The organism is Methylophilus flavus, from assembly GCF_042678905.1.
In the GTDB taxonomy this organism is placed as follows: domain Bacteria; phylum Pseudomonadota; class Gammaproteobacteria; order Burkholderiales; family Methylophilaceae; genus Methylophilus; species Methylophilus flavus.
In genome coordinates this window covers 231,718-258,570 of record NZ_JBHTLN010000002.1, presented here as the reverse complement: position 1 = coordinate 258,570, position 26,853 = coordinate 231,718, and the positions used below count along the sequence as shown (strand labels likewise).

Sequence of the window (26,853 nt, the reverse complement as noted above, 5' to 3'; positions counted from 1 at the left end):
GCCTGCCGTACAGCCAAGCGCGCACAACAACTACATTATACCGCTATTCGTTGCCTGTGATTTTTGCATGGCTACGAATAAAAGCGATCACTTTCAATACGTCGTCTGGTTTCAAGCCATCATCTGGTGCCATCAGGCCAAACCCTTTGGCCCCCATGCCACCGTTAGTGCCGTGCCAGATGGTTTCAAACATACCTTTGTTGGTGGCATTCTTGGCATAACGGAAGTTTTCACCAATCAGGCCAGGCCCAACCGCGCCTTCACCGTGTCCGCCATGACATGCCACGCAAGAGAACAGGTTGAATTTCTTTTTACCTTCCTTGATCGCATCTTCCTTGCCGATGTAAGGATTTTTGCCTGTGCTCAAAAACTCTTTTGCACCCGGTGTATCAAACATTTTGACATCGATTTGCAAAGGCTGTCCGTCCTGGGTCGCCTCGAATTTAATCGCTTTAATATCTTCAGACGACTCGGCGCTAGCACCTGATGTTTGACTACCGTTACCACATGCCGCCAACAACGCTGCCAGCACTGACGTTAACAACATACTTCTCATGATTGCCCCCATACCTTTAAGTAAGAATTTTTCTTTGAAATAAAACAGTTTTTTCTTGTTTTTATTATGGATAAAACTGACTGAATCATTGTGCCATAAAAACAAAAAACGGTCACCAAGGTGACCGTTTTAAGTTCGCATTATAATTATTCGTTACCAGTTGCTTTTACAACACTGTTACTACGGATGAAAGCAATCACTTGCAATACTTCATCTGGTTTCAAGCCATCATCTGGAGCCATCAGGCCATAGCCTTTAGCACCCATACCACCGTTAGTACCGTGCCAGATGGTTTCAAACATACCTTTATTGGTAGCATCTTTAGCGTAGCGGAAGTTAGCACCGATCAAACCAGGACCAACTGCACCTTCACCTTTACCACCGTGACAGGCCACACATGAATACAGGTTAAATTTCTTTTTACCTGCTTTAATCGCAGCTTCATTGCCGATATATGGGTTTTTACCTGTCGCCAAAAATTCTTTAGCTGCATCGGTATCAAACATGGCTTTATCAATAGTGATGGTAGATCCGTCTTGAGTAGCCGAAAAAGTAATATCAGCCACTGCGCCGGTAGCAAATGCCAACAGTGAAATCATTACAGCTGATTTAATTTTGTTGCCTAACATGTTGTCTCCTAATCCTGAACAAAATGAGCGGCGCTAATCAAATTTCGAAATAATTAACGCATGCTCATTTAACGAATCGTTTCAGAAACGGTTGACGAATTTTTCCGAATAATCTTCAGAATGCTTCACTTGGCCATTTCAAAACAAGTGCTCGATTTTACTGAGTTTTTTTCCCAATGTCATTAATCAAGGCTTGTTTATAACAATTTTTCATTTCAGTGTTATTTTTTGTACACACTATCACCCTCAACGACAGGCACCGTTGGGATACCGTAGTCTTTCAGGATTGCATCAATCTTGTCTTTGTTTCGCTCTAGTGCTTCGTTGATCATCTTGATACGATCTTTATCTTTCATCCTCACGGCGACAGAGATATTCCAGTACTCTTTACCTTTCAGATTCACTTTGTTGTATTCAGGAATCATGCGTAACTCGAGCGGCACTTTTGATTGCTTTGCGTAATAACCAGCAATCGGAGCCCACATGATCGCTACATCAATTTTTCCGGCAACCAAGTCATCAATCATAAAGCTGGTTGGCAGGTTTAAATCACGTTGCAGGCGATAAGGGCGTGCATTGGTCATCAGGTTGAAATCATTTAAAGGAATAGTGGCGGGACTTTGACCCACAATACCAATGATGCCTTTTTTCAGGTCTGGCGAATCCCAGTTGGTAATATCGTAGTTGCTGTCTTTACGCCAGACGAACACATGGCCAGAACGGTAATAAGGTTTGGAGGTGCGCAAGCCATCAAAATCTGAGGTCATGCCGATAATGACATCACATCGCATGGCATTAATCGTGTTACGCAAAAAACCCTGGCGGTTATAAGCGTATTGGAATGTCAATTTCTTACCAAGATCGTCTGCCAGTACTTTCGCGATTTTGTCTTCAAAGCCTTCCAGTTTTATATTGGAGTAAGGCATGTTGTCAGGGTCAGAACAGACCTTGAATTCTGATTCATCGGCTACGCGGCGTACTTCACCGATACGCCCCTCATCCGGATTAATAGATGGAATTTCTATTTCCTCTGCAAACACTGTTGTTTGCGCTACCCACATCAACCCAATCGCACCCAGTAACTTCCATGTCATTTTCATCTTGATTTCATCCTTATTGTGGTTTTACCTGTCGTACTTGGAGTCCTTTTTGAAGCCAAAAGTTCTGCTAACGCCCGACAAGAGCCATCATCTTATCTTGAATAAGTTTCTATTTGTTGCCAAAACGTATTTTAATTTTTAATGCATTTACTAATCATGAATTTCATGAAAAAAAAACACCCTGCCGAAGCAGGGTGTTAGAGGAGTCAACGTATTTCTTAAGTTAACTTGAAATAAATTTCAAATTACAGTGAGAATACATTCAGTGCACCGCCGCCAGGAGCAGCGTTGTACTTGGTCAACTCTTTGTAACCACCAGCAGCACCCAGTGCGTCTGTGTCGTTAGTCATACCAAGGTTCATCGCAACGCCAGCCCAACCACCGATACCGGAGAAGACACCAACGTATTGTTTACCTTTGTTACCGTATGTGAATGCGTTACCGATTACACCGGAACCAACTTGGAATTTCCACAGCTCTTTACCGTTTTGTGCATCAACAGCTTTGAACCAACGATCCAAAGTACCGTAGAACACAACGTTAGTAGAAGTAGTCAAAGCACCACCCCAAGCAGAGAATTTCTCTTTGTTGTACCAAACTTTTTTGTTGGTCATTGGATCATAAGCGCCGAAGCCACCCATTACGCCGTCAGGACCAGCAAACATAGTCAATGTCGCACCAACCCATGGTTGACCAGCAACGTATTTGGATTCAACTGGCTCGTATGTCATACACACGTGGTTCAATGGTGTGTATACCAAACCTGTTTTTGGAGAGTAAGCAGCAGGCTGTTGGTCTTTAGTACCCAAAGCAGCTGGGCAAACACCCTTAGCATTGTAGTCTTGGTGAGTAGAAGCTGATGCCAATTTGTCTGGCACACCAGTTTTCAGGTCAACGTTGTTAGCCCAGTTAACAAATGGATGCACTTTTTCAGCTGCAACCAATGTACCGTTACCAGCTTGCCATGTGTACAAGAAACCGTTACGGTCATGGTGCCATGCGTATGTTTTGCCACCTTTGTCGAACAGGATTACTTCGTTAATACCATCGTAGTCCCACTCATCGTGTGGAGTCATTTGCATGCCCCATTTAGCCACGCCAGTGTCTAAGTCACGAGCGAAAATAGTCATAGACCATTTGTTGTCGCCTGGACGTACATCTGGGTTCCAAACGGATGGGTTACCAGTACCGTAGTAAACCAGGTTTGTTTTTGCATCATATGGCCACCAGCCCCATACGGAACCGCCACCATGTTGCCAGCCATCTTTAACAGCTTGTGGTTTCAACCAGGTACGTGTACCCAATTCTTTTTCACCTGTTTTCAGTTGGTCGTTAGGCAATTTTTTGAAAGAACCACCTTCTTTGTTACCGCCGTTTACGTCTTGGTAAACTGACAGAGCACTGTATTGTGGGTTTTCTTTGTTGAAGTCAGCACCGATCAAAGATTCGCTGTCTGGACCTGCTGAGTAAGCTTTCCATGCCAATGAACCATCTTTCAGGTTGTATGCAGCGATAAAGCAACGTACGCCGAATTCAGCACCTGAACAACCGGTCAATACTTTGTCTTTGATTACGTGTGGAGCGTTAGTGTTAGTAGCACCGACTTTAGGATCAGTGTTTTTAACATCCCATACTTTAGCACCAGTTTTTGCATCCAAAGCGATCAGAACGCCATCGTTCTGTTGCAGGAAGATTTTACCGTCGCCGTAGCCCAGACCACGAGATACGTTGTCACAGCACAGAACTGCTTGAACGCTAGGGTCTTGTTTTGGGAAATAGGACCAAACGATTTTTTGATTGTCGTTCAGATCCAGAGCGTATACGTTGTTTGGGAAAGCAGTGTGCAGATACATCATGTTGCCCACTACTACTGGAGAACCTTCGTGACCACGGTTTACACCGGTTGCGAATGTCCATGCAGCTTTCAGGTTTTTAACGTTGCCTTTGTTAACTTGTGACAGCGCGCTGTAACCTTGGTTATTATGTTGACCGCGTGGGTGAGCCCAGTTGTTCGCATCTTTCAATGCAGCTTCTTGGTCTGCTGCAGCAAATGCCACTAATGGCAACGCTGCTACCAGGCCCAAAGCCAGTTTGATTTTATTAACTTGCATATTGATCTCCAAAGTTGATACTAAGGGTTTAATATTAAGTACATGTTCAACTTGCATCCACTAGGATTGGAGTACTAAATTGTCCGCATACTTTACACAATACCGGCTAGGGAAAATTTCCCGACTAACTGTAGAAATTCACACTTTGCCGCATATGAGGATTGCAATATAGAACAATTTGTTTTCAATTGCAACACTTTCGTTACAAATTGGTTACACTTTTTTCAGCTTTGTTTTTGTTATTTCTTTTTATTAAAATCAGCTTGAAAAAATATCCTAAAAATCAGATAGTTAATTCACCAGTCAAGAAAAATTCGCTTTATGAATCATTTAAGTCTTTATCCAGAATGTACACCTTACAAGCATGAACTTTTAAAAGTCAGCACGACGCATGCAGTGTATGTTGAACAATGTGGCAATCCTGACGGCGTGCCTGTGATTTTTTTACATGGCGGGCCTGGCAGTGGTTGCAATCCTGCGCAGCGCCGTTTTTTTGACCCTGAGTATTACCGCATTATCCTGTTTGATCAACGCGGATGTGGCCGCAGCAAACCGGCAGGTGAAACGCAGGACAACACTACCCAGGCATTGGTAGAAGACATAGAAAACATACGCAAGCACTTGAATATCAAGCACTGGCATGTGTTTGGTGGCTCATGGGGCAGTACGCTGGCGCTGGCCTATGCCACCCAGCACCCCAATGACATTATCAGCCTGACATTAAGAGGCATATTTTTAAGCAGGCCCCGGGAGATCAATTGGTTTTTAGGCGAAGTTGCCATATTTTTTCCAGAAGCATGGAGTGCGCTTTTGGAAGAGGTCCCAGCAGACCAGCAGGAAAATATCCTGGATTACTACGCGAACCTGGTATTCAATACAGATACTGCTGTCAGCATACCGGCAGCCATCCGCTGGAATGCTTTTGAATCCAGCATCATGAGCCTGGTTCCTAAAGCTGATAACCCAGGCACTGCCAGCCCAGACCAAACAAAAGGAACACAAGCAAAATTAACAGAAGCCAGCCCGGCAAAAGATACTTCAGCTGTAGACGGCCCCACCGAACTGGCCCGTGCGCGCGTTCAAATTCATTACATACAGCATTTGTGCTTTATTGATGGCGAACAGCTGCTCACATCGGCAGCAACGACATTGCGACAGATCCCTACCACGATAGTACAAGGCCGCTATGATATGGTGTGTCCTCCACAAACGGCATGGCAACTTTCGCATGCCATGCCGCATGCCGAATTGATCATCGTGCCCGACGCAGGCCATTCAGCCATGGAGAAAGGTACTTGCCAGGCATTATTGGCGGCGACAGAACGTTACAAAGCGCTGGTGGCTTTGTAAGCATGGAATCCAGTTAATGCTGAAGACAAGTTTTATCAGGCTAAAGCGCTACTGGCATACCTTACGGCAGTACCTTCTGCCTTATGCTTACTCCACACCGCTATTTGTCATTAAAACCACGCTGCAAGGTGTCACCAAACATCGCCTGATGGGTTTGTCTGCCGCATTATCCTTTTATGCACTGTTCGCGTTGATTCCGCTGATCATCCTGATCTTCTTTTTAATCAGCCATATGGTTTACTCATCAGACTATGCCATCGTCAAACTGGCGATACTGACCAGTAACCTGCTACCGGAATTCAGCCAGCGCATCATGATAGAGGTGTACAACAATACGCAGACCAAAGCGGCGTGGGGCGCAGTGGGCTTTTTCATTTTGCTGTGGACCATCACCCCACTGGCCGCCGCGATGCGTTCCAGCTTCTACCAGATCGCAAGTCGCCATGATGTGCCGTCTTTCTGGAACAAGAAATTCCGCGACGTGATGGCGGTACTTGGGGTGCTGCTGGTTTTCTTCCTATTCACTGCCGCTGGCTTTGTCCTCGAATCAGTCATCGTTTTTCTGGCGGTGCATTTGCCCCCTGCTCTGATCAATTTTGTTGGCGGGGTGCTATCGCTGCTGCTCACCACCCTCCTGATTGCCGGGTTTTACCGTACATTTTGCCCCTTGCATGTGCAATGGCGTCATTTGTTATTGTCTGCGTTATTAACCGCCGGCTTATGGCTGCTGATGCGCCCGGCATTTGGCCTGTTCCTCAGCGTGAATAAAAATTTCGGTGCGGTGTTTGGCAGCATGAAAGCCATGTTCGTTTCCATCAGCTGGCTTTACCTGAACTTTGCGATTTTCCTGATTGGCTTTGAGTTAATGATCACCCTCAGGCAGAAAGATGTCTTGCTGCTAAAAGGGCTGTTTGATGACATTCCCAATCAGCAGCATTACTTGCAGACATTGATGCACAAATACGGGAAGAGCTATGCCAACGGCGATTACATTTTCAGTCAGGGCGATCCAAACCATCACTACTATATGGTGATAGAGGGCACGCTACATTTAATTCAACGCTTGCCGGATGGCTCGGATAAAACCATACGCATCCTGCAATATGGCGATTTCTTTGGCGACATTGCCTTATTTTCTGCCCAGCCTGTTACAGCCAGTGCGATGGTGGTGTCAGAACAAGCTGCGGTGATCGAAATTGATGCCGAATGCATAGAAGATTTATTGCAGGAAGATCCGAAGATTGCCGTGCGCCTGCTAAAACAGTTATCCAGTCATGCCCAGATCAACAGTATTCCAGCCTGATTAATTATTTACAGCATCAAGTTCATGCGCTTTTAGACCGTGAATCTTGCCAGTTCTTGTCCTAACTCAAATCGCCAAAGCCTTGCAGAATTGCCAGAGCCTTGCCTAATTATAAGATATGTTACAAAATTGTAACAATCTTAGGAATGACGCATCATGGCACTCACCCTCCCGCAAGAAATCAATGCGCTGATCCAGCAGTTGAATGCACAACAATTTTCCAGCGTGGCGAGCCGTGCAAAGCAGCTGGTTGCGCAATTTCCACGGGAATTCATTTTGCATCACTTGCTGGCACTGGCACTGGATCAAAACCAGCAATACCCCGAGGCATCCCTGGCCTATGCCCAAGCATTGAAACTGCAACCAAATAATATAGAGCTCTGGTTTAACCATGCCATAGTGTTAAGGCACTTGAATCACCTGCAACAGGCAGAACAAGCCTACCGAAAAGCCATTGCGCTGAATCCGCAATTTTTTGAAGCCCACGGCAATCTAGGCACCTTGCTCCAGAAACAAGGACGCCTGGATGAAGCGATTACCAGTTATCAAACTGGTTTGCGTATTCAACCGCAGGATGCGCGCGGCCATTTTAATTTGGGCACCGCCTACCGTGACAAAGGGCAATTAACTGAAGCTGTAAGCAGTTACGAACGTGCGATTGAATTGTTCCCCAATTACACCGATGCCTACAACAATTTGGGCGAAACCTGGCGTGACCAGGGTGAGATGACGCTCGCAGTGCAGTACTACCAGCAAGCATTACAGCGATATCCGGAGCATGCTGGCGCCAATTACAACATGGGCGAGTTTCTTTACCTGGCAAAACGTTATGAAGAAGCGATCCCTTACTTTCAACGCTCCCAACTCGATGACTGGCAATCGAGAGTGTTGTATTGCCTATATCAAGCCGAAGAATTTGCAGCGTTCAAGCAACTGCGCGCCGAGGTGATCGCGCAAGGTCCGCACACTGCACCATTTATTGCCACCTTATCCAGCCATTACAGCATCAACCATGGTGAAGCAGACCCTTACCAGTTTTGCGCCAACGGGCTGGAATTCGTCTATCAGCGGCATATGCCCGAGCTGGCGCCTGGCAGCCCGCTACTGGCACAGCTGCTGGAGAATATTGCTCAAACCGACATTGCAGAACGCAAGCAAGCACGATTAACCAATGGAAAACAATCGGCGGGTAATTTGTTCAAGCGCCCGGAAGCGGCTTTCCGCGCACTGGGAGAGCTGGTGAAACGTGAGTTCCGCCTTTACCAGCAACATTTCCAGCAGGCGCAATGTGCATTGATTACGCACTTTCCTCAAGAACTGGAATTCACCAGTTCGTGGTACGTCAATATGCAAAAAGGGGGCCATCTGGATGCACATATCCATGAAATAGGCTGGATCAGTGGTGCGGTTTATCTGGCCATGCCGGAGACAGCGGACCCTAAAGAAGGCGCATTTGAATATGGCACGCATGGCGACGGCTATCCAAAGTTACATGACAACTTTCCCACCAATTTTATCAAGCCTGGCATCGGCGATATTGTCTTGTTCCCCTCTTCGCTTTTCCACCGGACGATTCCCTTTCATGCAGAGGCCAACCGCATCTGTGTCGCCTTTGATTTAAAACCCGCCACGCACCTGCAAATGGCTCGCAGCCAATATTGATTGAACGCGCAATATCCCTGGCCTAATCCGCAAATAACACGAAAATAACTTGCTTATCATATACATACAGAATTTATCAGTGTTTTAGATTGTAGATTTTGCGCCACAAGGTATGATGTTTGATTGTTAAGCGCTAATTGCCTGCACCTGTTTTAAAAGGATAGTCAGTGGCGCTCCCCGATGACATCACAAGGGAGTTCAGCCTGAAAATGAAACCAAGCTTTTGCAGGAGAACGCAGCCGTTAAGCCTGGTCATGTCACTTTTCCCCGGCTTTGTATCCCATCGTTTGCCGGTCATGTTGCAGCCCAGTCGCCGCGAGAAAGTGCGACCATATCACGCTTCCTTAACTGTGATTCGCCCTGCCCTGAATGTCATCCTTTTGTGCCTGGGCCTGGTAACCGCCAATATTGGCTGGGCAGCTTCTGCACCGCACGACATGCGTGAAACCACTTCTGAATTGATTTACAACTTTGCCTTGCTGAGCCAGACCCCAAACCGCGTGACACAGGACGCCTATCACATTTGCGCGTTTGAAGAAGATATTGGCTACCTGCAATCCAGCACCCTGGAATCACAAAAACTCCAGAATTTGCCGGTTTTTTTACTGCCACTCAAAACAATCGCTGACGTGAAACGTTGCAATCTGTTGTATATTCAGGACTTTATTCCACAAAAGCCGCTGGAATTACAACAGTCCATTCAAAAAGAGGTCGTACTGACCGTGGTCCACGCAGGGAACAAATTTGCTGACAATGGCCATGTCGTGATTAATGCCCAGGATAAGCGCTACCAGTTTGATTTGCGGATACAACCGGCAAAACAGGCCGGTATCGTGTTTGATGCGCGACTGTTGAAATTGGCGACTAATATTATTAACGATTAAGCGTGTATGTTAAGACTGTTTCGTAACCTGAAAATTGCCGAGAAATTACTGCTGACAGAACTGGCAATGACTTTGAGCATGCTATTGGTATTTAGCATATTCGCCCTTGGTAATCACTATCACGATCTACGCTCGCACCTGGCACAGGGCATTTTGCTGCAAATGAATGTGGTGACTACCTCGATCGGCCCGGCAGTCATGTTTGGCGAACTGGATTCAGCGACCAAAACACTGGAACCCTTATCGGACAACACCAATATCCGCACCATTGTGATACTGGACCAGCATCAAAACAAGCTGGAAAGCCTGCACCCTCAACACCTGCCCAGTTCTTCTGCATGGCAATGGCTTTACCCGTTTTTTGGCGATATGGAGCTCAATGCCCCTATTGTTGTGAACGAAAAAACAGTAGGCACTCTACGCGCCATCATCAAACAGGAACAAACTGTCGACATGCTGATCGGCTTTGCCTGGTCAAATACTGTTGCCGCCATTGCAGCGGCGCTGTTCGGTTATTTCGTGATGTGGCGCTTGAACCGCTATATTGTCGGCCCGATTCATACCCTGCAAACCTTCGTCAGCAACATCACGCAAAATCACCACTACGAGCAACGCATTTACACCACCAGCCAGGATGAAATCGGGCTGCTGGGCAAAGACATCAACAACATGCTGGAAAGTATCAGCCAGCGCGATGCCCAATTGCAGAAAGAGCTGGAGCACCGCAAGGAGATTGAAGAGAAACTGCAATTCCTGGCGCATTACGATAAAAGCACGCTGTTACTGAATCGCCACGCGTTCGAAGAAATCATCACCAAAAAAATCACTACGCCTGCGGATGAACGCAAATGCGTTTACCTGCTATTGCTGGATCTGGACCGCTTTAAGATCGTCAATGATACGTTTGGCCATAATACCGGCGACAAATTGTTGCAACAGGTCGCTCACAGGCTGCGCGGCAATATGTCGCAGGATGATGCGATATTCAGGCTGGGCGGGGATGAATTCGCCGTGATTCTAGAAGCGCCTAAACGCAGTACCATAGAACAGGTCTGCAACCGGGTGATACAAAACATTTCCACGCCATTTATTGTCGATGATCATGAAATTCATATCGGCGTCAGCATTGGCATAGCCACGTTAAGGCCAGGTTTTGACTCTAAAACTGAAGTCATGAAAAATGCCGATATGGCGCTTTACCAGGCCAAAGATGCAGGCAGAAACACCTATCGTTTCTACAGCAATGAAGATGAAACCAATACTTCTGAGCTACGCACATTGCGAGAAGAACTGCATTTTTCACTGCAGAACCAGGAGCTGGAGCTCTACTACCAGCCTATCATCCATACCCAGCAATTAAAAACCATAGGCTTTGAAGCCTTGCTCAGGTGGCGCCACCCGACTAAAGGTGTGCTTGCACCAGACCAGTTTATTCACCTGGCAGAAGGCTCCGGCCTGATTATCAGCATCGGGGCCTGGGTCATCCATCAGTCATTGAAACAACTGGCCATGTGGCAGCAAATGTTTGATAAAGAGCTGTTCATGAACGTCAATATCTCTTCCCGCCAGCTGGATGATGACAGTTTGTCCGACACCATACGCCACGCGCTGGATTTTTATCATATTGCCCCGCGCACACTCAATCTGGAAATCACAGAATCCATGGTGATGCGCAATATCGAATCCGCCAAGCATATCCTTTATGCATTGAAACAACTGGGCATAGGCATTGCGATTGACGACTTTGGCATTGGTCATTCCTCCATGAATTACCTGAAACAACTGCCGGTAGATATCCTCAAAATTGACAAACAATTTACCGGCGGCATTCCGCATGACAAAGTGGATATCGCTATTGTGGATGCGTTGGTGGCCCTTGCGGTCAGCCTCAACCTGAAAGTGGTGGCGGAAGGCGTGGAAAGCGCCATCCAGTTTGAATACCTGCAATACAAACTCTGCCACCATGTGCAAGGGTACCTGTTCAGTGCCGCATTGTCGGCCAGCCAGACCACTACTTTCCTGGCAGATTTCCCGGAAAGTATTCCTGCAGGTTTCCGTAAAGTAGTACTACCGGAAGCGTAATACTGGTTGAGCGTTAAAATACATACAAGCTTTAGGGGGTTTCATGTCACGTTTTTCATCGCCATTGCTGGTTGGCATTCTATTATCGGCTCAGCAACTCACAGGCCATGCGGCTGGCTTTGCGCTTTCCGAGCAAAGTGGCAGTGGCATGGGCAACGCCTATGCCGGTGCAGCAGCAGTGGCTGAAGATGCGAGCACGATTTACTTCAACCCGGCCGGGATGACTTATATTCAAGGGCGCCAGCTGGTTGGTGCTTTACATACAATAAAGACTTCGGGTGATTTTGACAATCAAGGGAGTTTAGCCGCTGCGGGACGTCCGTTAGGCAGCGAAGGCGGTGATTTCGGTAGCTGGGCTTTTTTACCCAACCTCTACTACAAACAAGACCTGACCGAACAATTGAAATTCGGCATAGGCATTGGCACTCCGTTTGGCTTGAAAACAGAATACAACCGGAACTGGCTGGGACGTTTCCAAGCAGTTAAATCAGAACTAAAAACAATTAATATTAATCCCTCACTGGCCTGGAAAGTAAATGACCAATGGTCGCTAGGTGTTGGCATTTCAGCCATGTGGGCTGAGGCCGAACTGACCAGCGCAGCTAATTTAGGTCTGCTTGGTACAACCACCGTCAAAAACAAGGGTGATGACTGGGGTTTTGGTTATAACCTGGGCGCCATTTACCAGGCTACACCTGACACCCGTTTCGGGGTGGCTTACCGCTCTAAAGTGGAACAGCATTTAAAAGGCGATGTACGCTCGCCATTTACTTTAGCCAACGGCAGTCCTACACAGACGTTGAATACCGATATCTCGGCAGACCTGACATTACCTGAAACATTTTCTTTTAGTGCGTTCAGCCACTTGAATGATCAGTGGGAATTGTTGACTGATATCACCTGGACGCGCTGGAGCCAGTTCAAGCAACTCCGCATCATCCGTGAGAATGGCAGCAATACCACAGTGGGTCCTACAATCACCGAGCACTGGAATAATGTATTTCGCTACTCAGTTGGCTTGAATTACCTCTACTCTGACACGATTAAACTGCGCACCGGCCTTGCTTATGATGATGAAGCGATTGATAACGAGCACCGCACCGCGCGCATCCCGGGCAATGATCGTATCTGGTTTTCTCTAGGTGCCAGCTGGCAATATAGTCCCCAGACTAAACTGGATATCGGCTACACGCATCTGTTTATCAAAGATGCGCGCATTAACGATGATCAGCGTCCGACAAGAGGCTTGATCGCAGGAAAATATGAAGGTAGCGCCGATATTTTAAGCCTGCAATTTGCCTATAATTTCTAGCTTACACACTGCTGTTTTACACAAGCCGTGCTTCTGAAAAGCACGGCTTTTTCTTTACACTCGCTGCCACCCAAATCAAGTTGTCAGGTTGATGTAAGCCGATTGTCATCTAACATTCACACGCAAAAACGAGAATCCACTCTTTGAAATAACCCGCAACATCGCTTTCAAGGATAATGGATGACCATCAAGCATTTTTTCACATTCGCATTACTGCCACTTGCCATTCACCAGGCATTTGCCGCCGAGGCACAAAGCCCGGCAGACCAGCCCACGGCAGTTTCACAAGAATCACCTTCATTCCTGACACGTTTTATGAATGATGATAATCCGTTCAGGATCAATTTTGACTTGGGCGATCATCCCTCTTATTTCCAGGTATATGGTCTGGTAGATATTGGCCTCACTCATATCAACCACTCTTTACCTGAAAGCTACGAATTAGCGAATAACTTTTATCCTTACGCAGGCGCAAAAAAGACGCCCAGAACTACTTCAAGAACCAACTGGGTCAATGGTGGCTGGCAAGGCTCACGCCTGGGCTTCAAGGGCGAAGTCGCCAAACTGCAGGCATGGGATCATGACTTTAAATTCATCTATCAATTTGAAGCCGGTTTTAATACGCTGGATATGAAATTACATGATGCTGCACAAACGCTGGCAGACAACTCCGGTACTAATGCCAACTCCAGCGTCAGCACCAACTCATCCATGAACGGTGAACTGTTCACCCGTCAAGCCTGGGCAGGGATAGACGGTGGTTCATTAGGTAAAATGACCTATGGTACCCAGTACAACCCGTTCTTTGAAATTACCGTCACCTATGACCCGAACGGCAAAGCGGACAGTTTTTCACCATTGGGTGAAAGCGGCACGGTTGGCGGTGGCGGTGGTGTCTCAGAAAACTCGCGTATGAAAAACTCTGTTAAATACGCCAATGTGTACGAATTGGAAGATCATGACAAAATCAATTATGCAGTCATCAACCAGTTCGGCAATTCGGCAGGCACCTCGCACGGCAATGGCTTTACCACGCAACTAGGCTACGAAAGCAGTGCATTCGGCGTCCAGTTTGCCTATGACAAGTTTTTCGACTCGGTGCGTTCCGGTGTGGCTGCACCTGGCAACCCGTTGGCAAATGACACCATTGCAGTCGCCCTGCTTAACACCGAAGCCGCATTGCTGACCGGCAGATGGTCACCCACCAAAGACCTGAAAATCATAGGCGGTATGGAATGGTACCAGTTAAAACCTTCATCTACGCCTACCATCAGTTATCACAACCTGTATGATCAAACGGTGTTCGGCGGCGTGGCAACCTCGGCTTTGCGGCCAGGTTTTAAGCAGGATAATCATGTGTATTACCTGGGTGCCAACTTTGACTTTGCGCAACGTGTGCCTGTACTGGCTGGCCTGACCACTTCTATCGGTTTCTATGAAACCAAAGCGGATGCCATTGAAGGACCGACGATTTCAACCAATTCACAGGGCAAAATCGATACCTGGACAGCGATGGCTGACTACCGGTTCAACAAACGCTTTGATACTTATGTCGCTTATACCACCAACCACTTTTCAGGTGACAAATACCCGAGTGCCACCACCTACCGTGATGTCAACAGCGTAGGTGCAGGCCTGCGCCTCAAGTTTTAAAAACGGTGCTGGAAACAAAAAAGACTCAAGCAAAGCTTGAGTCTTTTTTATATGGGTCAGCGCTAGCCGAATTGCGATCAGGCTTTAAATACGCGCCTGCGTGAGCATCTACCAACCACTGCCAGCCCTGCCAATAGCATGGCATAAGATTCAGGCTCAGGCACTGGCGTCACCGTCAGCCCGGCAACTTCGGTCGTTTTAAACATACCGTTCACATTGACTTGCGTGTTGGTGTTCCAGCTTTTGCCAATCACGTTACCGTTGATTGCAGTGTAGCCACCGGTAATATCTGCCAGCGGTGCAAGTATGCTACCTGTTGCACCAGAGCCGGTATCTAGCGTAGTCGCCTGGTAAAAGTTATAAATCACATTGAAACCATACTTGCCAAAATCGGTACCGGTGCCGCCATCAAACTTCAAGCCATTACCGGAAATGTTCAGGATAATGGTCTGGCCATTGGCGAAACCATTGAAAGTGGTATTGTTCCTGGAGTTAAACAAGCTGCCGTCGATGTCAAAAATCTGTGCATCCGTGCTATTACCAGCTGTTAACTGCAAACCGGAATAGTTATAGGTGGCAGTACCTGTATTGGCCAGGCTATTCAGGCTGGCTGAAAGATCTGTCAGGTAGGTACGTTCATTTGCGAAATTGACAGGATGCGTATTGATATGACTGCCATCAAAGCCAAAACCTGAAGTCTTGATTGTGCCACCTGCGTTGATATTGCCGTTCTTGACACTGCCATTACTGAAATCCAGGTCTTTTCCCACCACCAGCGCGTTGCCTGCGACTGCCTTGTTGCGTTCATTCACAGAATAGCTGGTCGCCTTAAAAGCTCCACCTACCGCTACGGCACCTTCAACATCAGAATTGCTGCTGGTGAAATCCTCAAACACAAATACATTAAATTGCCCGGCAACACCAAAATCCAGGATGGCTGCCGAAGCGCTGAATGCCTGCAATGACAGTGCAGTGATGATTAAACTTTTAACGAATGATTTCATATTCTGATCAGGGCCGATTTCTTTAAGCAACAAGGAATCCGGCATGCTAATGAATAATGAAGCAATTAGCTTGCGCTTTTAATTTCTTTTACTTTGGGGGAAATGCCAGGTAGCGCAGGCAAATCAGTACTTTATTGAAATCAGGCTCTAGTCATGTTTTGCTGTGAGTCTGCCTTGAGCAAGTCTTCAAACACGTCAGCAGGGACCGGTGGAGAATAGAAAAACCCCTGCGCGTAGTCACAATGAATATCGCGCAGCAGGTTGCGCTGCAGGGCGGTTTCCACGCCTTCAGCGATCACTTTGAGCCCGAGCTTGTGAGCCATGACAATAATTGCTTCACATAGCACATAACTTTCATTGCCTTCGTTCAGGTTACGTGTGAATGACTGGTCGATTTTAAGGTAATCAATATCAAACTTGCTCAGATAAGACAGCGATGAGTAACCGGTGCCAAAATCATCAATCGCGACCTGGATGCCCCTATCCCGGAAATGCAACAAGCGCTGTTCTACAATAGGATCAGGGTCTAATAACAGCCCTTCTGTGATTTCTACCACAATGCGCCTGCCATCCACACCCAGGGTGTGCAGAAGCTGTATCCAATCGTCACTCATTGTTGAAGGGTCGATAAACTGCATCGGCGATTTATTGACGCTGATAGCGAATTCGTCGCCTGCCAGTGACTGCCATTTCAGTGCATTCTGCGCAGCCTGCCTGAATATCCAGTCACCCATGCGGATAATCTCGCCGGTTTCTTCGGCAACCGGAATAAACAATGTCGGGCTGATCAGTCCACGCGTAGGGTGCTGCCAGCGCATCAATGTCTCGCCCTTGACGATCCTGCCGGTACGCAGGCAGATAATCGGCTGGTAATAATCCCGCAGCTCATTGTTATCAACGGCGCTACGTAAATCCCTGGCGAGTGAAGTACGCTGTGCCAGCGCATCGCGGATTGCCAGCGAGAAATACCTTACATTATTACGTCCGCGGCTTTTGGCTTCATACATGGCCTGGTCAGAATGCTGGATCATTTCGTCGGCATTGACCGCATCATCGGGAAACTGGCTGATGCCGATACTGGCAGTGACGAATATGCGCTCACCTCCCAGGGTGTAGGAGTGGGAAATATCCTGCAGCAATTGCGTACACAACCTTTGCAGATCTGCGACATCTTCCGTCAGGATAATAGCGAACTCGTCCCCTCCCAGGCGGGCTACGATGGCAGCGACCGGCAGGTTTTTCTGGATGCGGCGCCCGACTTCAATAAGCAAATCATCACCCCAGTGATGCCCCAGCGTATCATTAATATCTTTAAACTGGTCCAGGTCCAGGAACAGCAACGTTAACCGCTGCTGTTTTGCAGAAGCTTCCTCTATGGCTTCCACCAGCCGCTGGTTAAAATAATGCCGGTTAGGCAATTGCGTCAGGCTGTCATAATTGGCCTGCCGCCAGATTACTTCCTCTGCCGCTTTCTTGTCCGTAATATCAAAATGCGTACCGCGCATGACCAGCGGCTCGCCGGAAGGCGTACGCGAGATCAGGCTGCCGCGGTCAGACACCCATATCCAGCGACCATCCTTGTGTCGCATCCTGATATCACACTCATAAAAATCCATTTCCCGGTTGAGGTGGCGTTCAATCATCTGCATGGCTACCTGCAAATCCTCCGGATGCATCAGGGATTTGGCGACCTCCAGCGTCAGCGGCTCCAACTCTTCCAGCGTATAGCCGACAATCTCCGCCCAACGCGCATTGAACTGGCATTCACTGGTCTGCATATTCCACTCCCAGGTGCCTGCCCGTGTCGCATCTATGATCTCGGTCAGCCGTAAGCGCTGGTTTTCAATTTCTTCACTCTTGCTCTGAATCTCAGCCGTCTTGCGCCTCACGGCAACGCGCAGGGTATAAATCAGCAGCATCAGCAGCGCACCGACAATCAATACCACCACACCCGCCAGGATGGCCTGCCTCGAATAAGCATTGCGCGGAACATGGCTGCCTTTCCATTTTGATTCGATGGCAGCGATTTCTGCGGCTGTAATCGACGCGGCACCTCGTTCCACCAATGCCAGCATAGGCTGGTTTTCTTTTTTGACCGCGCGGTGGAAATGACCCTGATAAAGGGTAAATGCACGCAAGATGTTATTTTCTGCGCCAAGGCGGTATAAATAGTAACGGGCAGGATAGTCATCCATGCAGCTGATCATGACTTTTTCGTTCAGCGTGGCCTGGATAATTTCGTCATAGGAGTTATAGACCCTGAAAGACTTCACCCCTGCTTCTTTCAGCTTGAAAATGCAACCATCGCCTTTTTGCACACCAACGGTAAATCCGGTCAGCGAGTCGGCAGAAATCAGGGCGCTCATACTTTCGTGGGCATAAATGCCTACCGGTACGGTGGCATAAGGTGCAGAAAAAGCATATTTACTCTCCCGCTCGGGGTTGCGGAAAATCATTTCAATCACATCGGCATTGCCACTCAGCAATTGCTGCTGTGCCATCTCCCAGCTAGTAGAAATCAGTGTCACATTGACACCGGTTTTCTGCTCCCACAGTTTCCAGTAATCGGCCACAATGCCCACGGTATTGCCATGGTCATCTTTGAACAGGTACGGGGGGTAATTATCATCACTGATGACAGTGATGGCCTTGGCAGGCGCGGCCGCAGCCTGGCATACAGATACCAGGCTAAAAAGCAGAAGAGATGCGTATCGAATAAAATTCCACATGGCGAAGGGAGTGACCACTTACATCAATTGATCTTTCGTCACAGGAAAATAATTGTTATAAAGGTTTTTAACGATTATGCGGGATAAGAAAAATTAAAACCATCTCCATACAATTAATTTAATAATAATGATGACAATACATGTGTGGCATGAGGCAAAAATCAGACATCAGGTGCGCCAGCCTTGATTTTCTCTACCCAGTCTTCCACCTGGATAAAGCCGGCGTCCTGCGCTTTTCTAGCATCTTCTTCGGATAACACATCCTGCATAAACTCAAACCGCTTCCACTCGGCCAAAGGTGTTTGGCACTCCGCCACCGGCACATAGCGTGACGGGCTTTGACGGGTGTAGCGATGAATATAGCGCGGGCAGTTTTGCCACAATTCGGACAAGGTGACCTTGACGACAAATTCCGCTTCCTGATACATGGCCAGCAACTGCGGATCTTTGGAAACGTTACTCACGCCTTGCAGGCGGATGCGATGCGGCTTATCAAACGCAATAAACAGCATACCGATCTCAGCATTGCCAACCATATTGCCCACCGACAATTGCATGCCATTGCCGTTATATACCGGAAAAATCAGCGTGTGGGCATCCACAACTCTGACAAAGCCTGTGAAGCCGCCTTTGTAAGAAACTGTTGGCCGCCCGTTGTGGTCCACTGTCGAGAGAAAAAACATATCCAGTGATTCAATAAACGCTTGAGCATCGGCATCAATCTCGGTTTTACAGGCGATTTCCTCTATCCTGTCAGCCAGTTTCCTGGTGCCTTGCTCATCCTGCACCTTGCGATGTACTTCCCCATATAAACGACTCATGACCTGCCCCTATCCAATTTTTTCAATCTCTTCAGAAATGGCATACTTGAATGAACAGTCAACCCAAGTAGCGAACAGATATTGTAAATCCGGCGCGGATAATCGTCACTAGAACACGCGGATCAGTCTGAAACTCCATAACTTTTCTGTTTTGCCGGTAGCGTTGAGTGTCGAGGCCGCAGCACCTGCCTGTATGGTGTAATGCTGGTCGATATCATAGTGCAACTGAGGCGTCAGCCGGTACCGCCATGTCCCGCCGCTGCTGACTTCCTGATTCAGTTCCAGACCCAGGGTCAACCTGGGTGAAACATCATAGAACACCGTATTGTTCAGCAGATATTCGACCTCGGCACTGCGATTGATGCCATGAAAGCGCAAGCCCAGCATACTCAGTGAAGACCATTGATCAGCCCAGCGCACGGCATGAATATAAGTCGCGTCGCCGGAAAGGGTTTTAGTGTGTTTATTCAGGTCAACAAAGGCCTGCCAGCCATTAGCCATGCCGAGATGGTTATAAATACCCAACGTTTTCTGGATAGCCACCTTGTATCTTTCATGGCTGGCATCCTCAAAAGGCAATTCAAGCTCCAGCGCCAGGTCATCTGCCAATCCATACTCCACTTCAGGTGCCCAGCTGACATCCTCAGTCTGCGGATTGATATCCACCAGCGCATTCACCTCCATATCGCCCTGCCTTACCCCTAAAGGACGCACCAGGTCGTACACCATGGGCTCAGGGATTTTCAGCAAGCGATCACTGTGTGCCGCGTCCGTTTCATGGAAAACCGGCTCTTCTGAAGCATGACCGAGGGGAAGTAAAAGTGAGGAACAATAAACGAATGTAAAAATATTTTTCTTTAACTTCATTAAGTGCATTGATATAAATAAAAATGCAATGCTATCATGTGATTGAGAGATAGTTAGTTGCACAAGCATTTAAAGCCTAGTCGGCATAGGCTTTAAACGCGCAATCTCTGTGGGAATGGGTAACACCCTTGCAAAAGATGCATTTGATCCAGCCTGGCGAGTCACGCATGCAGATCAGCATCTTTGCATATATCTGATTTTTTAACGTTTTTTTAGATTAACGTTTCCTGAACAGGATCAGAGCAAGGAATCCATGTCGACACTAGGCTACTTTTTAACGGGACAGAATAACCCGTTCGTAGTGCTGCTATCACTACTGATGTCGTGCAGTATCTGGTGGGGGGTGCTCGTGATAGAGTCGACCATCCGCAGCCTGGATTACCTGAATGCCCGCAAATGGCGTATCTGGCAAACATTGCTGCTCGGATTTGGTATCTGGGCCTTTCATTTTATCGGCATGCTAGGCTGGCACCCGGGCTTTACGCTGTACTTTGATACCACCCTCACCTTTACCTCCCTGATTATTTCCATCCTGGCTGCCTACTCGCTGATTTCAGCCTTCAGGATGAAAGCCGGACTTTTTTCGACATACATTGTGTTGCGCACGCTGGGATTCACCGTCGGCCTGGGCCTCATGCATTACCTGGGGATTTTTTCCGCTCAGACCGTACCTAGTGCCAAGTGGGACTGGGGGTGGGTACTGATGTCACTGGTGCTCGCCATCGTGCTTAGTTTGAGTGCCGTGGCGTGGACGCAGTGGAAGAGCAAGTTACCGGCTGATAAAAAACGTCATGTGCGCTTTTTTGTCGCCCTCGCTCTGGGAGTGATCTTATTTTTCGTGCATTACACCGGGGTGATTGGTGCCAGCTTCCCGCAAGGCAGTTTTTGCATTAACAACGCAGCTTTTTCTACCGGCACACTGGCGACTATTGTGATCATCTGCGGGCTGATTCTTGCCGCCAGCATGATGTTTACCAGCAATATTGAAGCGCGTATTGAATCGAAGCTGCAGGAGCAGAACCGTAACCTGACCAATAGAACAGAGTTACTGGAACAACTATTATTTGTCGACACTATTACAGAGTTACCCAACCGGAATGCGCTGGACCAGAAATTGCGCGAACTGGTTAAAACCAACCACAACCATGCACACCTGATCAAAATCCTGCTGGTCAGTTATGAGTCTATCTGTGACTCGTGGGGGCAGGAGTTTGGCAATAAAGTCATCCACCTGATGAAAGACCGTATCCATGGCCATAAGCTGCAAAACGGCACGCTTTATCGCGCATCGGAGAATGTATTCGAAATATTGTCCACCCATTACATTTCGGATATCCCGGCATTTATCTCACAACTGAGTGAACACATTTCGCAGCCTTTTGAAATCGATGGAAAGTCGATTTCAGTAGGCTGCCAGATTGGTTTTGCCACCGCCAACTCATATGGCGAATTGATGCAACTGCCTTCCATGTCGCGTTCGGCGTGTGACTATGCGCAGCGCAGCAGCGTCAGTTGGTTAAGCTTTGAGCCTCACATGCTGAAAGATACCCGTGATGAACTGGAGATCCAGGGCCAGTTGCGTAAAGCCATCCATGACTCCGAGTTCAGGCTGGCTTTCCAGCCCAAGGTGGATGCCAATTCTGGCGAACTGATCGGTGCCGAAGCACTACTCCGCTGGAGCACTGGCGATAACCAGTTTATCAGCCCGGCCAAGTTCATCCCCATCGCTGAAAAGTACGGGCTGATCAATGCCATTGGCCAGTTGATCCTGCACCAATCCCTGGCACAACAGGCACGCTGGATAGCCGACCACCTGCATTTGCGGCTTTCGATCAATCTGTCTCCTTACCAGCTTGAACAACCAGACCTGGTGGAAAGCATTGCCTCCCTGCTGAAAAAATACAAAGTCCCGCCTGATACGATCTGTTTTGAGATTACCGAATCTGCCGCCATGCTGCGACCACAGCTCACGATTGAGAAGCTGAAAAAGCTCAGGCAACTTGGGGTTGAGCTCTCTATCGACGATTTCGGTACCGGCTACTCCTCACTCAGCCTACTGCATACACTACCGATACATGAACTGAAAATTGACCGCAGCTTTGTGCAAAGCATACGCACCGGCAGCCTGCCAATCATCCGCGCCTCTATCCAGATGGCGAAAGACCTGCGCATCAGGACGGTGGCTGAAGGCATCGAATCTGAGGATGAACGCATTTGCATGGTTGCTTGCGGCGTTGATGAGCTGCAAGGCTACCTGATCTCCATGCCTTTGTTTGGAGAAGCCTTTACCACTTTTGCCCTGAACCATAAGCAGGTAACTCATGAAGGCATTTTTTAGTCTAAGAAATCTTGTCGCTGCGGCAGCCATAATGACACTGACGGTGTATGTTGTGCCACAACATGTGCTATCACCTATCGTTTCCGAAATGCTGATGGAAATCCAGCTACTGGCCGAACTATTTGTGATTGTGATATCGGCGCTGATTGCGATTACCGCATGGAACAGCCTGCCGGCAGGTCTGGGTTTCTCGCGCGCCGGAGCTGAAAGAAATGTGAACCATATCCTGCTCACCGGCTTCTCGCTGGTGGTCATCATGCACGCAGCTTACCTGTATGGTTTCGTCAACGAACATACTTTAGAACCTCCCCATAAAACCACGGCATTCCTGTTCTATGCCCGGCTGTTCGAGATCATGGTGTATGCCGCATTGACGTTTGGCATCAAGCTCCGCGCGAGCCGCCAGACATTGCTGATTACAGGTTTAAGCCTTGCTATGGTTTTATTGTTATTCACCGAGCCTTATATCCCTTCCAACCAGGTGCAATCGGCCGGTTCCATCTTTGTTTACGCGGTAGCGGGATACATGCTGGCCTTGCTGTATGTGGCACTTGCCTATTTGTTATTCTCGCAATCCACAACCACCTTGCTGCAACACGAGCGCGCCTGCCTGCTGGCCTATACCTGTGTGTTTTCAGGCCTAAGCCTGCTTTGCCTGCAATCGCACGAGACTGGCTCTGATGTTGGCGAACTGGCCAGCCATATGTTTACGCTGATTGCGTATATCCTGTTGTCGAAACTGACGTTTGTGTTCACTTTTGATCAATACTCGCAGAATCTGAAGCAAATCCAGCAACAAAATCAAACCGAATTGAATACATTGATCCAGGCATTACCGCTCTCGATCGCCCGGCTGGATCACAGCCTGCGTTACCGTTACGTGAATACTACCCACGAGAAAGTCATGGGGTTTCCCCTGGATGACACTATCGGTAAACATGTGGATGAAATATTGCCACATGAGATTCGCGAAACAGCTCGCATGCACCTGGCAAAAGCACTAGAGGGCAAGCAAGGCAACTTTAACTATTCGATTGAAAAAGTCGATTCCAAAATAGCTTACCGGCACGTTCAGGTAGTGCCGGAACCGGATGAGCACAATGAAGGCGGTGTGCTCATGATTATCCTGGATACCTCGAATCAGGAAATCATGCAGCAAAAAGTCAGGCAGTTTGTGCGCGAGCTGACGGAGTTGAATGCCGCGCTGGATGCGCACGCGATTGTTGCGTTTACTGACCGCAACGGCATTATTACCAAGGTGAATGACAAGTTCTGCGAGATATCCAAATATTCGCGTGCCGAGCTGATCGGCCGCACGCACAAGATCATTAACTCCGGCGTGCACCCTACCGCTTTTTTCAGGGATCTGTGGCAGACGATTTCATCGGGACAGGTGTGGAATGGTGAAATTTGCAACCGCGCGAAAGATGGCAGCCTGTATTGGGTGCACACCACCATTGTGCCTTTTCTGGGGCCGGATAATAAACCTCTACAATATGTGGCCATACGCGCCGATATCACCGAGCGCAAACTGGCTGAAGAGCGTGCGAATTACCTGGCCTTACACGACGTGCTGACCGGGCTCGCCAATCGCAGGCTGATGCACGAGCGACTCGAAATCACCATGGCCAATTGCCAACGGGCCGAAGTGTATGGCGCATTGATCATGCTGGACCTGGATAAATTCAAGCACATCAACGATACCTATGGCCATGCCAGCGGCGACGAATTACTCAAGCAGGTTGCCAAACGGCTGCAACGCTCTGTACGCGGCAACGATACCGCTGCCAGGCTAGGTGGCGATGAGTTCGTGATTATTATCAGTGACACCGGGGCTGACTGGCAGGCTGCCAAAGACACGACAATGCAATTTTGCGGGCGCATGAAAACGCTGTTGAATCAGCACTATGAAATTGATGAACATGTATTCAAGGTCACCGCCAGCATGGGCTTTGTGCTGTTTAACGGCAACCAAGTCTCGGTGGATCACTTGTTTGAGCGTGGTGATGCAGCCCTGTATGAAGCCAAAAACCTGGGCAAGGACCGCTTTGTATTTTCAGAAGTGTAGGCAGGAATATTTATTGCCAGAAACTGTAAGTGTTGCGGCCTTTTTGCTTGGCTTGATACAGGGCGATATCCGCCTGCTTGAATAACTGCTTCAAGGTAAATTCAGAAGTTGGTTCAAATAACGTTAAGCCTATGCTCAAGTGCACCGTGATCTCGTGACCGTGAATATGCATAGGTTTTTTAAATACGTTTAAAAGCTTGGTTGCGACCTTGACCAGGCTTTCTTCTGAGTGCTGGTCCCTGACCACGATCACAAACTCATCGCCGCCGATCCGGCTCACCGTATCCACATCGCGGATATTAAATTTAAGCACATTGGCAACTTGCTTGATCACCTCGTCGCCGACATCATGGCCGTAATTGTCATTGATACTTTTAAAGTGATCGACATCCAGCGCCATCATGCCAAACATTTTATTAAAACGCTTTGCTTCCGAATGTACGTAGTTAAGGCGGTTCTCCAGCAAGCGGCGGTTCGGCAAGCCGGTCAGGCTGTCCATCAATGCACCCTCAGACAGGTAGTAGCGTTCTTTGGCAAAAAAGTAAGCAAACAGCCCGACCAGCATACTAAAAAACAGGCTGAGGGACACGCCAAACCTGCGGTCATGCAAATCATGTATTTTTTTATTTTCAATCGCCCATTCCCACTTGCCATTCGGCACCTGGCTTTCCTGGATATAGACATGTTTCTGCCTGAACAACGCCGGGTCACCATAAAACACATGTTTGTTATCTGCGGTCCTGATTGCAAACGTAAACTCGTGACGCAAGTGATCTTTAAATGCCGCCTCTAAAAATCCATGTGTATCAATGACAGTGGACATAATGCCCCAGTACTCGCCATCCACAAAAATCGGAAAGCGGTAGATCATGCCGCTGCCGCCCTGGATCAGGTCCAGCGGGCCATCGAGCACACCTTGCCTGGAGTCGATCGCCAGTTTGACTTTCGGCCACTGTGAAGGCACGTCGCGGTAATCGATACCGACGATTTTCTCATTGGATTTTTCGGGATAGACATAGGCCAGTTTGTAATTGACTGCCACTGCCAGATTTCTTACATGCTGGGCCTGGGTCCACAAGTCGGCCAGAATCGCCTGTACCTTCTTGGTCTCCAACTCGTTGCGGTAGACTTTGATAAAGCTGGATAAGCCATTGGAGATGAACAGCAGCGCGTTCAGCTCGCGATCCATTTCGGAACGGAGCAAACTGCCGTAAGATGACGCTTCCAGGTATGCCTCGCTCTCATCTTTCTGACGCTGGTACTCAAACAGGGAGTACCAGAACGAAAAAGCAAGCAGCCCTGCCAGCGCAGCCACACAGAAGCTTTTCAATGTTTGACTGGGTTTACGAAACACCGGTTTTTGATCACATAGTGGTTTGTAAGGATTTTATTTTAACAAGCCTACGCTCTTTTGATACAAAAGCACGGTGTTTATTGGTTTGTTTCGAAATCAATTACCGTGATAAAAGCACATTCAGCAGCATTGATCGCGGATATTTTCCTCACAACATGGCTAATATCCATAAAAACAAGGCTTTGTTCACCATCGCAGTTTTCAGCTAAGGATTTATCACAGGAATGAATCAGTATTTACCTTAGTCCGAGCTCATGATTAAGTACAGCCTGATAAAGCTGAATTCGGCAACAATAGTCCTTGTATATACAGATCTGTATATGCCTGAAAATAACTAGCTACTCACGAGAGGATATTCATGAAAAATCTATCATTACTCATTGCACCCATTATGTTAAGCGCGGCAACCGCTGCCTTTGCACAAGATAATATCGAGCGCATGCATGCCAGCACCATGCAATCATTCACGCCGGAAAATGTGCAATGGAAAGACGAGCCTATCTTACCCAAAGGGGCAAAAAGTGCCATCCTGGTTGGTGACCCGACTAAAAAAGGCGTATTTATTGCCTGGCTGAAATTTCCTGCCAATTACCCCGATTCCACCGCATACCCATCCCTATACTGAAGTGGTGACTGTGCTAAGTGGCAAACTGGGAAATGGCATGGGTAAAGTGCTGGACAAAACCAAAGGCGAAGTGCTCAATGCCGGCTCCAGCTTTGTCCTGCCTACCGGGCATACGCATTATGTATGGACAACTGACCAGGAAACCATTGTTGAACTGATTGCCACCGGGCCCTGGGATATTACCTATACTAATCCGGCCGAAGACCCGAGGAAAAACACAGCATCCTCCAAAAAATAAAGGCTGCCGTTAAAACTCGGTATTACCAGGTCATTCGCTGTTGTTCAAAGAACGCTAGTGCTTCTAGAACCGCACTTTGTTGTATCGCTGCGTAAACCATCGCAACGCGAATAGTTCACGGCCGCTGCTTGAGGCGGCCATTTAAAACGAACGTCCCTCTTGCACAC

At 48.0% G+C, this 26,853-nt stretch carries 20 protein-coding genes; 11 read left to right on the top strand and 9 right to left on the bottom strand.

Annotated features, from left to right (window positions below; translation table 11 throughout):
• Positions 1 to 43: 43 nt before the first annotated feature.
• The 4 genes from ACFQ2T_RS11230 to ACFQ2T_RS11215 all read right to left on the bottom strand — a co-directional run bounded on the left by ACFQ2T_RS11230 (position 44) and on the right by ACFQ2T_RS11215 (position 4,396).
• Entirely contained in the window at positions 44 to 556 is a 513-nt protein-coding gene (locus ACFQ2T_RS11230; RefSeq protein WP_379034446.1) for a c-type cytochrome, read from the bottom strand.
• Between the two features lie 146 nt (positions 557 to 702).
• Positions 703 to 1,185, bottom strand: a complete 483-nt coding sequence (locus tag ACFQ2T_RS11225) for a c-type cytochrome (RefSeq protein ID WP_379034444.1) — start codon at positions 1,183 to 1,185, stop codon at positions 703 to 705.
• 221 nt (positions 1,186 to 1,406) lie between these two features.
• On the bottom strand, positions 1,407 to 2,285 hold the full coding sequence (locus ACFQ2T_RS11220; RefSeq protein WP_379034442.1) for a quinoprotein dehydrogenase-associated putative ABC transporter substrate-binding protein: 879 nt from the start codon (positions 2,283 to 2,285) through the stop codon (positions 1,407 to 1,409).
• 245 nt (positions 2,286 to 2,530) lie between these two features.
• Entirely contained in the window at positions 2,531 to 4,396 is a 1,866-nt protein-coding gene (locus tag ACFQ2T_RS11215) for a PQQ-dependent dehydrogenase, methanol/ethanol family (RefSeq protein WP_379035159.1), read from the bottom strand.
• Between the two features lie 321 nt (positions 4,397 to 4,717).
• Here ACFQ2T_RS11215 and pip point away from each other — a divergent pair, with 321 nt between their 5' ends.
• The 7 genes from pip to ACFQ2T_RS11180 all read left to right on the top strand — a co-directional run bounded on the left by pip (position 4,718) and on the right by ACFQ2T_RS11180 (position 14,642).
• On the top strand, positions 4,718 to 5,746 hold the full coding sequence (gene pip / locus ACFQ2T_RS11210; protein WP_379034440.1) for a prolyl aminopeptidase: 1,029 nt from the start codon (positions 4,718 to 4,720) through the stop codon (positions 5,744 to 5,746).
• 16 nt (positions 5,747 to 5,762) lie between these two features.
• On the top strand, positions 5,763 to 7,049 hold the full coding sequence (locus tag ACFQ2T_RS11205) for a YhjD/YihY/BrkB family envelope integrity protein (RefSeq protein ID WP_379034438.1): 1,287 nt from the start codon (positions 5,763 to 5,765) through the stop codon (positions 7,047 to 7,049).
• A 156-nt stretch (positions 7,050 to 7,205) separates the two neighbouring features.
• A complete protein-coding gene (locus ACFQ2T_RS11200; RefSeq protein WP_379034436.1) occupies positions 7,206 to 8,711 on the top strand; it encodes a tetratricopeptide repeat protein in 1,506 nt (501 codons plus the stop codon).
• Between the two features lie 167 nt (positions 8,712 to 8,878).
• Positions 8,879 to 9,595: a YfiR family protein gene (locus ACFQ2T_RS11195; protein WP_379034434.1), complete on the top strand. Its 717-nt coding sequence runs from the start codon at positions 8,879 to 8,881 to the stop codon at positions 9,593 to 9,595.
• Between the two features lie 6 nt (positions 9,596 to 9,601).
• Complete coding sequence (locus ACFQ2T_RS11190; protein ID WP_379034432.1) at positions 9,602 to 11,677, top strand: bifunctional diguanylate cyclase/phosphodiesterase; 2,076 nt, start codon at positions 9,602 to 9,604, stop codon at positions 11,675 to 11,677.
• 43 nt (positions 11,678 to 11,720) lie between these two features.
• Positions 11,721 to 12,989, top strand: a complete 1,269-nt coding sequence (locus ACFQ2T_RS11185) for an OmpP1/FadL family transporter (RefSeq protein ID WP_379034430.1) — start codon at positions 11,721 to 11,723, stop codon at positions 12,987 to 12,989.
• A gap of 180 nt (positions 12,990 to 13,169) precedes the next feature.
• The gene (locus ACFQ2T_RS11180; protein ID WP_379034428.1) at positions 13,170 to 14,642 is read left to right on the top strand and encodes a porin; all 1,473 of its coding nucleotides are present in this window, start codon (positions 13,170 to 13,172) and stop codon (positions 14,640 to 14,642) included.
• A 77-nt stretch (positions 14,643 to 14,719) separates the two neighbouring features.
• On the opposite strand, the gene ACFQ2T_RS11175 is transcribed toward ACFQ2T_RS11180, so the two are convergent.
• The 4 genes from ACFQ2T_RS11175 to ACFQ2T_RS11160 all read right to left on the bottom strand — a co-directional run bounded on the left by ACFQ2T_RS11175 (position 14,720) and on the right by ACFQ2T_RS11160 (position 19,946).
• Positions 14,720 to 15,646 carry a choice-of-anchor A family protein gene (locus tag ACFQ2T_RS11175; RefSeq protein WP_379034426.1) on the bottom strand — a complete coding sequence of 309 codons (927 nt, stop codon included), beginning with the start codon at positions 15,644 to 15,646 and terminating at the stop codon, positions 14,720 to 14,722.
• A gap of 140 nt (positions 15,647 to 15,786) precedes the next feature.
• Positions 15,787 to 18,375, bottom strand: a complete 2,589-nt coding sequence (locus ACFQ2T_RS11170; protein WP_379034424.1) for an EAL domain-containing protein — start codon at positions 18,373 to 18,375, stop codon at positions 15,787 to 15,789.
• Between the two features lie 161 nt (positions 18,376 to 18,536).
• Positions 18,537 to 19,196, bottom strand: coding sequence for a pyridoxamine 5'-phosphate oxidase family protein (locus tag ACFQ2T_RS11165; protein ID WP_379034422.1), 660 nt, complete (start codon positions 19,194 to 19,196; stop codon positions 18,537 to 18,539).
• A 108-nt stretch (positions 19,197 to 19,304) separates the two neighbouring features.
• Positions 19,305 to 19,946, bottom strand: a complete 642-nt coding sequence (locus tag ACFQ2T_RS11160; RefSeq protein WP_379034420.1) for a hypothetical protein — start codon at positions 19,944 to 19,946, stop codon at positions 19,305 to 19,307.
• Positions 19,947 to 20,316: 370 nt separating this feature from the next.
• Here ACFQ2T_RS11160 and ACFQ2T_RS11155 point away from each other — a divergent pair, with 370 nt between their 5' ends.
• Both ACFQ2T_RS11155 and ACFQ2T_RS11150 read left to right on the top strand, forming a co-directional pair.
• The gene (locus ACFQ2T_RS11155) at positions 20,317 to 22,401 is read left to right on the top strand and encodes a putative bifunctional diguanylate cyclase/phosphodiesterase (protein ID WP_379034418.1); all 2,085 of its coding nucleotides are present in this window, start codon (positions 20,317 to 20,319) and stop codon (positions 22,399 to 22,401) included.
• A gap of 31 nt (positions 22,402 to 22,432) precedes the next feature.
• Entirely contained in the window at positions 22,433 to 24,469 is a 2,037-nt protein-coding gene (locus ACFQ2T_RS11150) for a diguanylate cyclase domain-containing protein (RefSeq protein WP_379034416.1), read from the top strand.
• 10 nt (positions 24,470 to 24,479) lie between these two features.
• Here ACFQ2T_RS11150 and ACFQ2T_RS11145 read toward each other — a convergent pair whose 3' ends face one another.
• Complete coding sequence (locus ACFQ2T_RS11145) at positions 24,480 to 25,784, bottom strand: sensor domain-containing diguanylate cyclase (protein ID WP_379034414.1); 1,305 nt, start codon at positions 25,782 to 25,784, stop codon at positions 24,480 to 24,482.
• A gap of 397 nt (positions 25,785 to 26,181) precedes the next feature.
• Here ACFQ2T_RS11145 and ACFQ2T_RS11140 point away from each other — a divergent pair, with 397 nt between their 5' ends.
• Together ACFQ2T_RS11140 and ACFQ2T_RS11135 are read left to right on the top strand one after the other, a co-directional pair.
• Positions 26,182 to 26,448, top strand: coding sequence for a hypothetical protein (locus ACFQ2T_RS11140; RefSeq protein WP_379034412.1), 267 nt, complete (start codon positions 26,182 to 26,184; stop codon positions 26,446 to 26,448).
• 1 nt (position 26,449) lies between these two features.
• On the top strand, positions 26,450 to 26,686 hold the full coding sequence (locus tag ACFQ2T_RS11135) for a cupin domain-containing protein (RefSeq protein ID WP_379034410.1): 237 nt from the start codon (positions 26,450 to 26,452) through the stop codon (positions 26,684 to 26,686).
• Positions 26,687 to 26,853 lie beyond the last annotated feature (167 nt).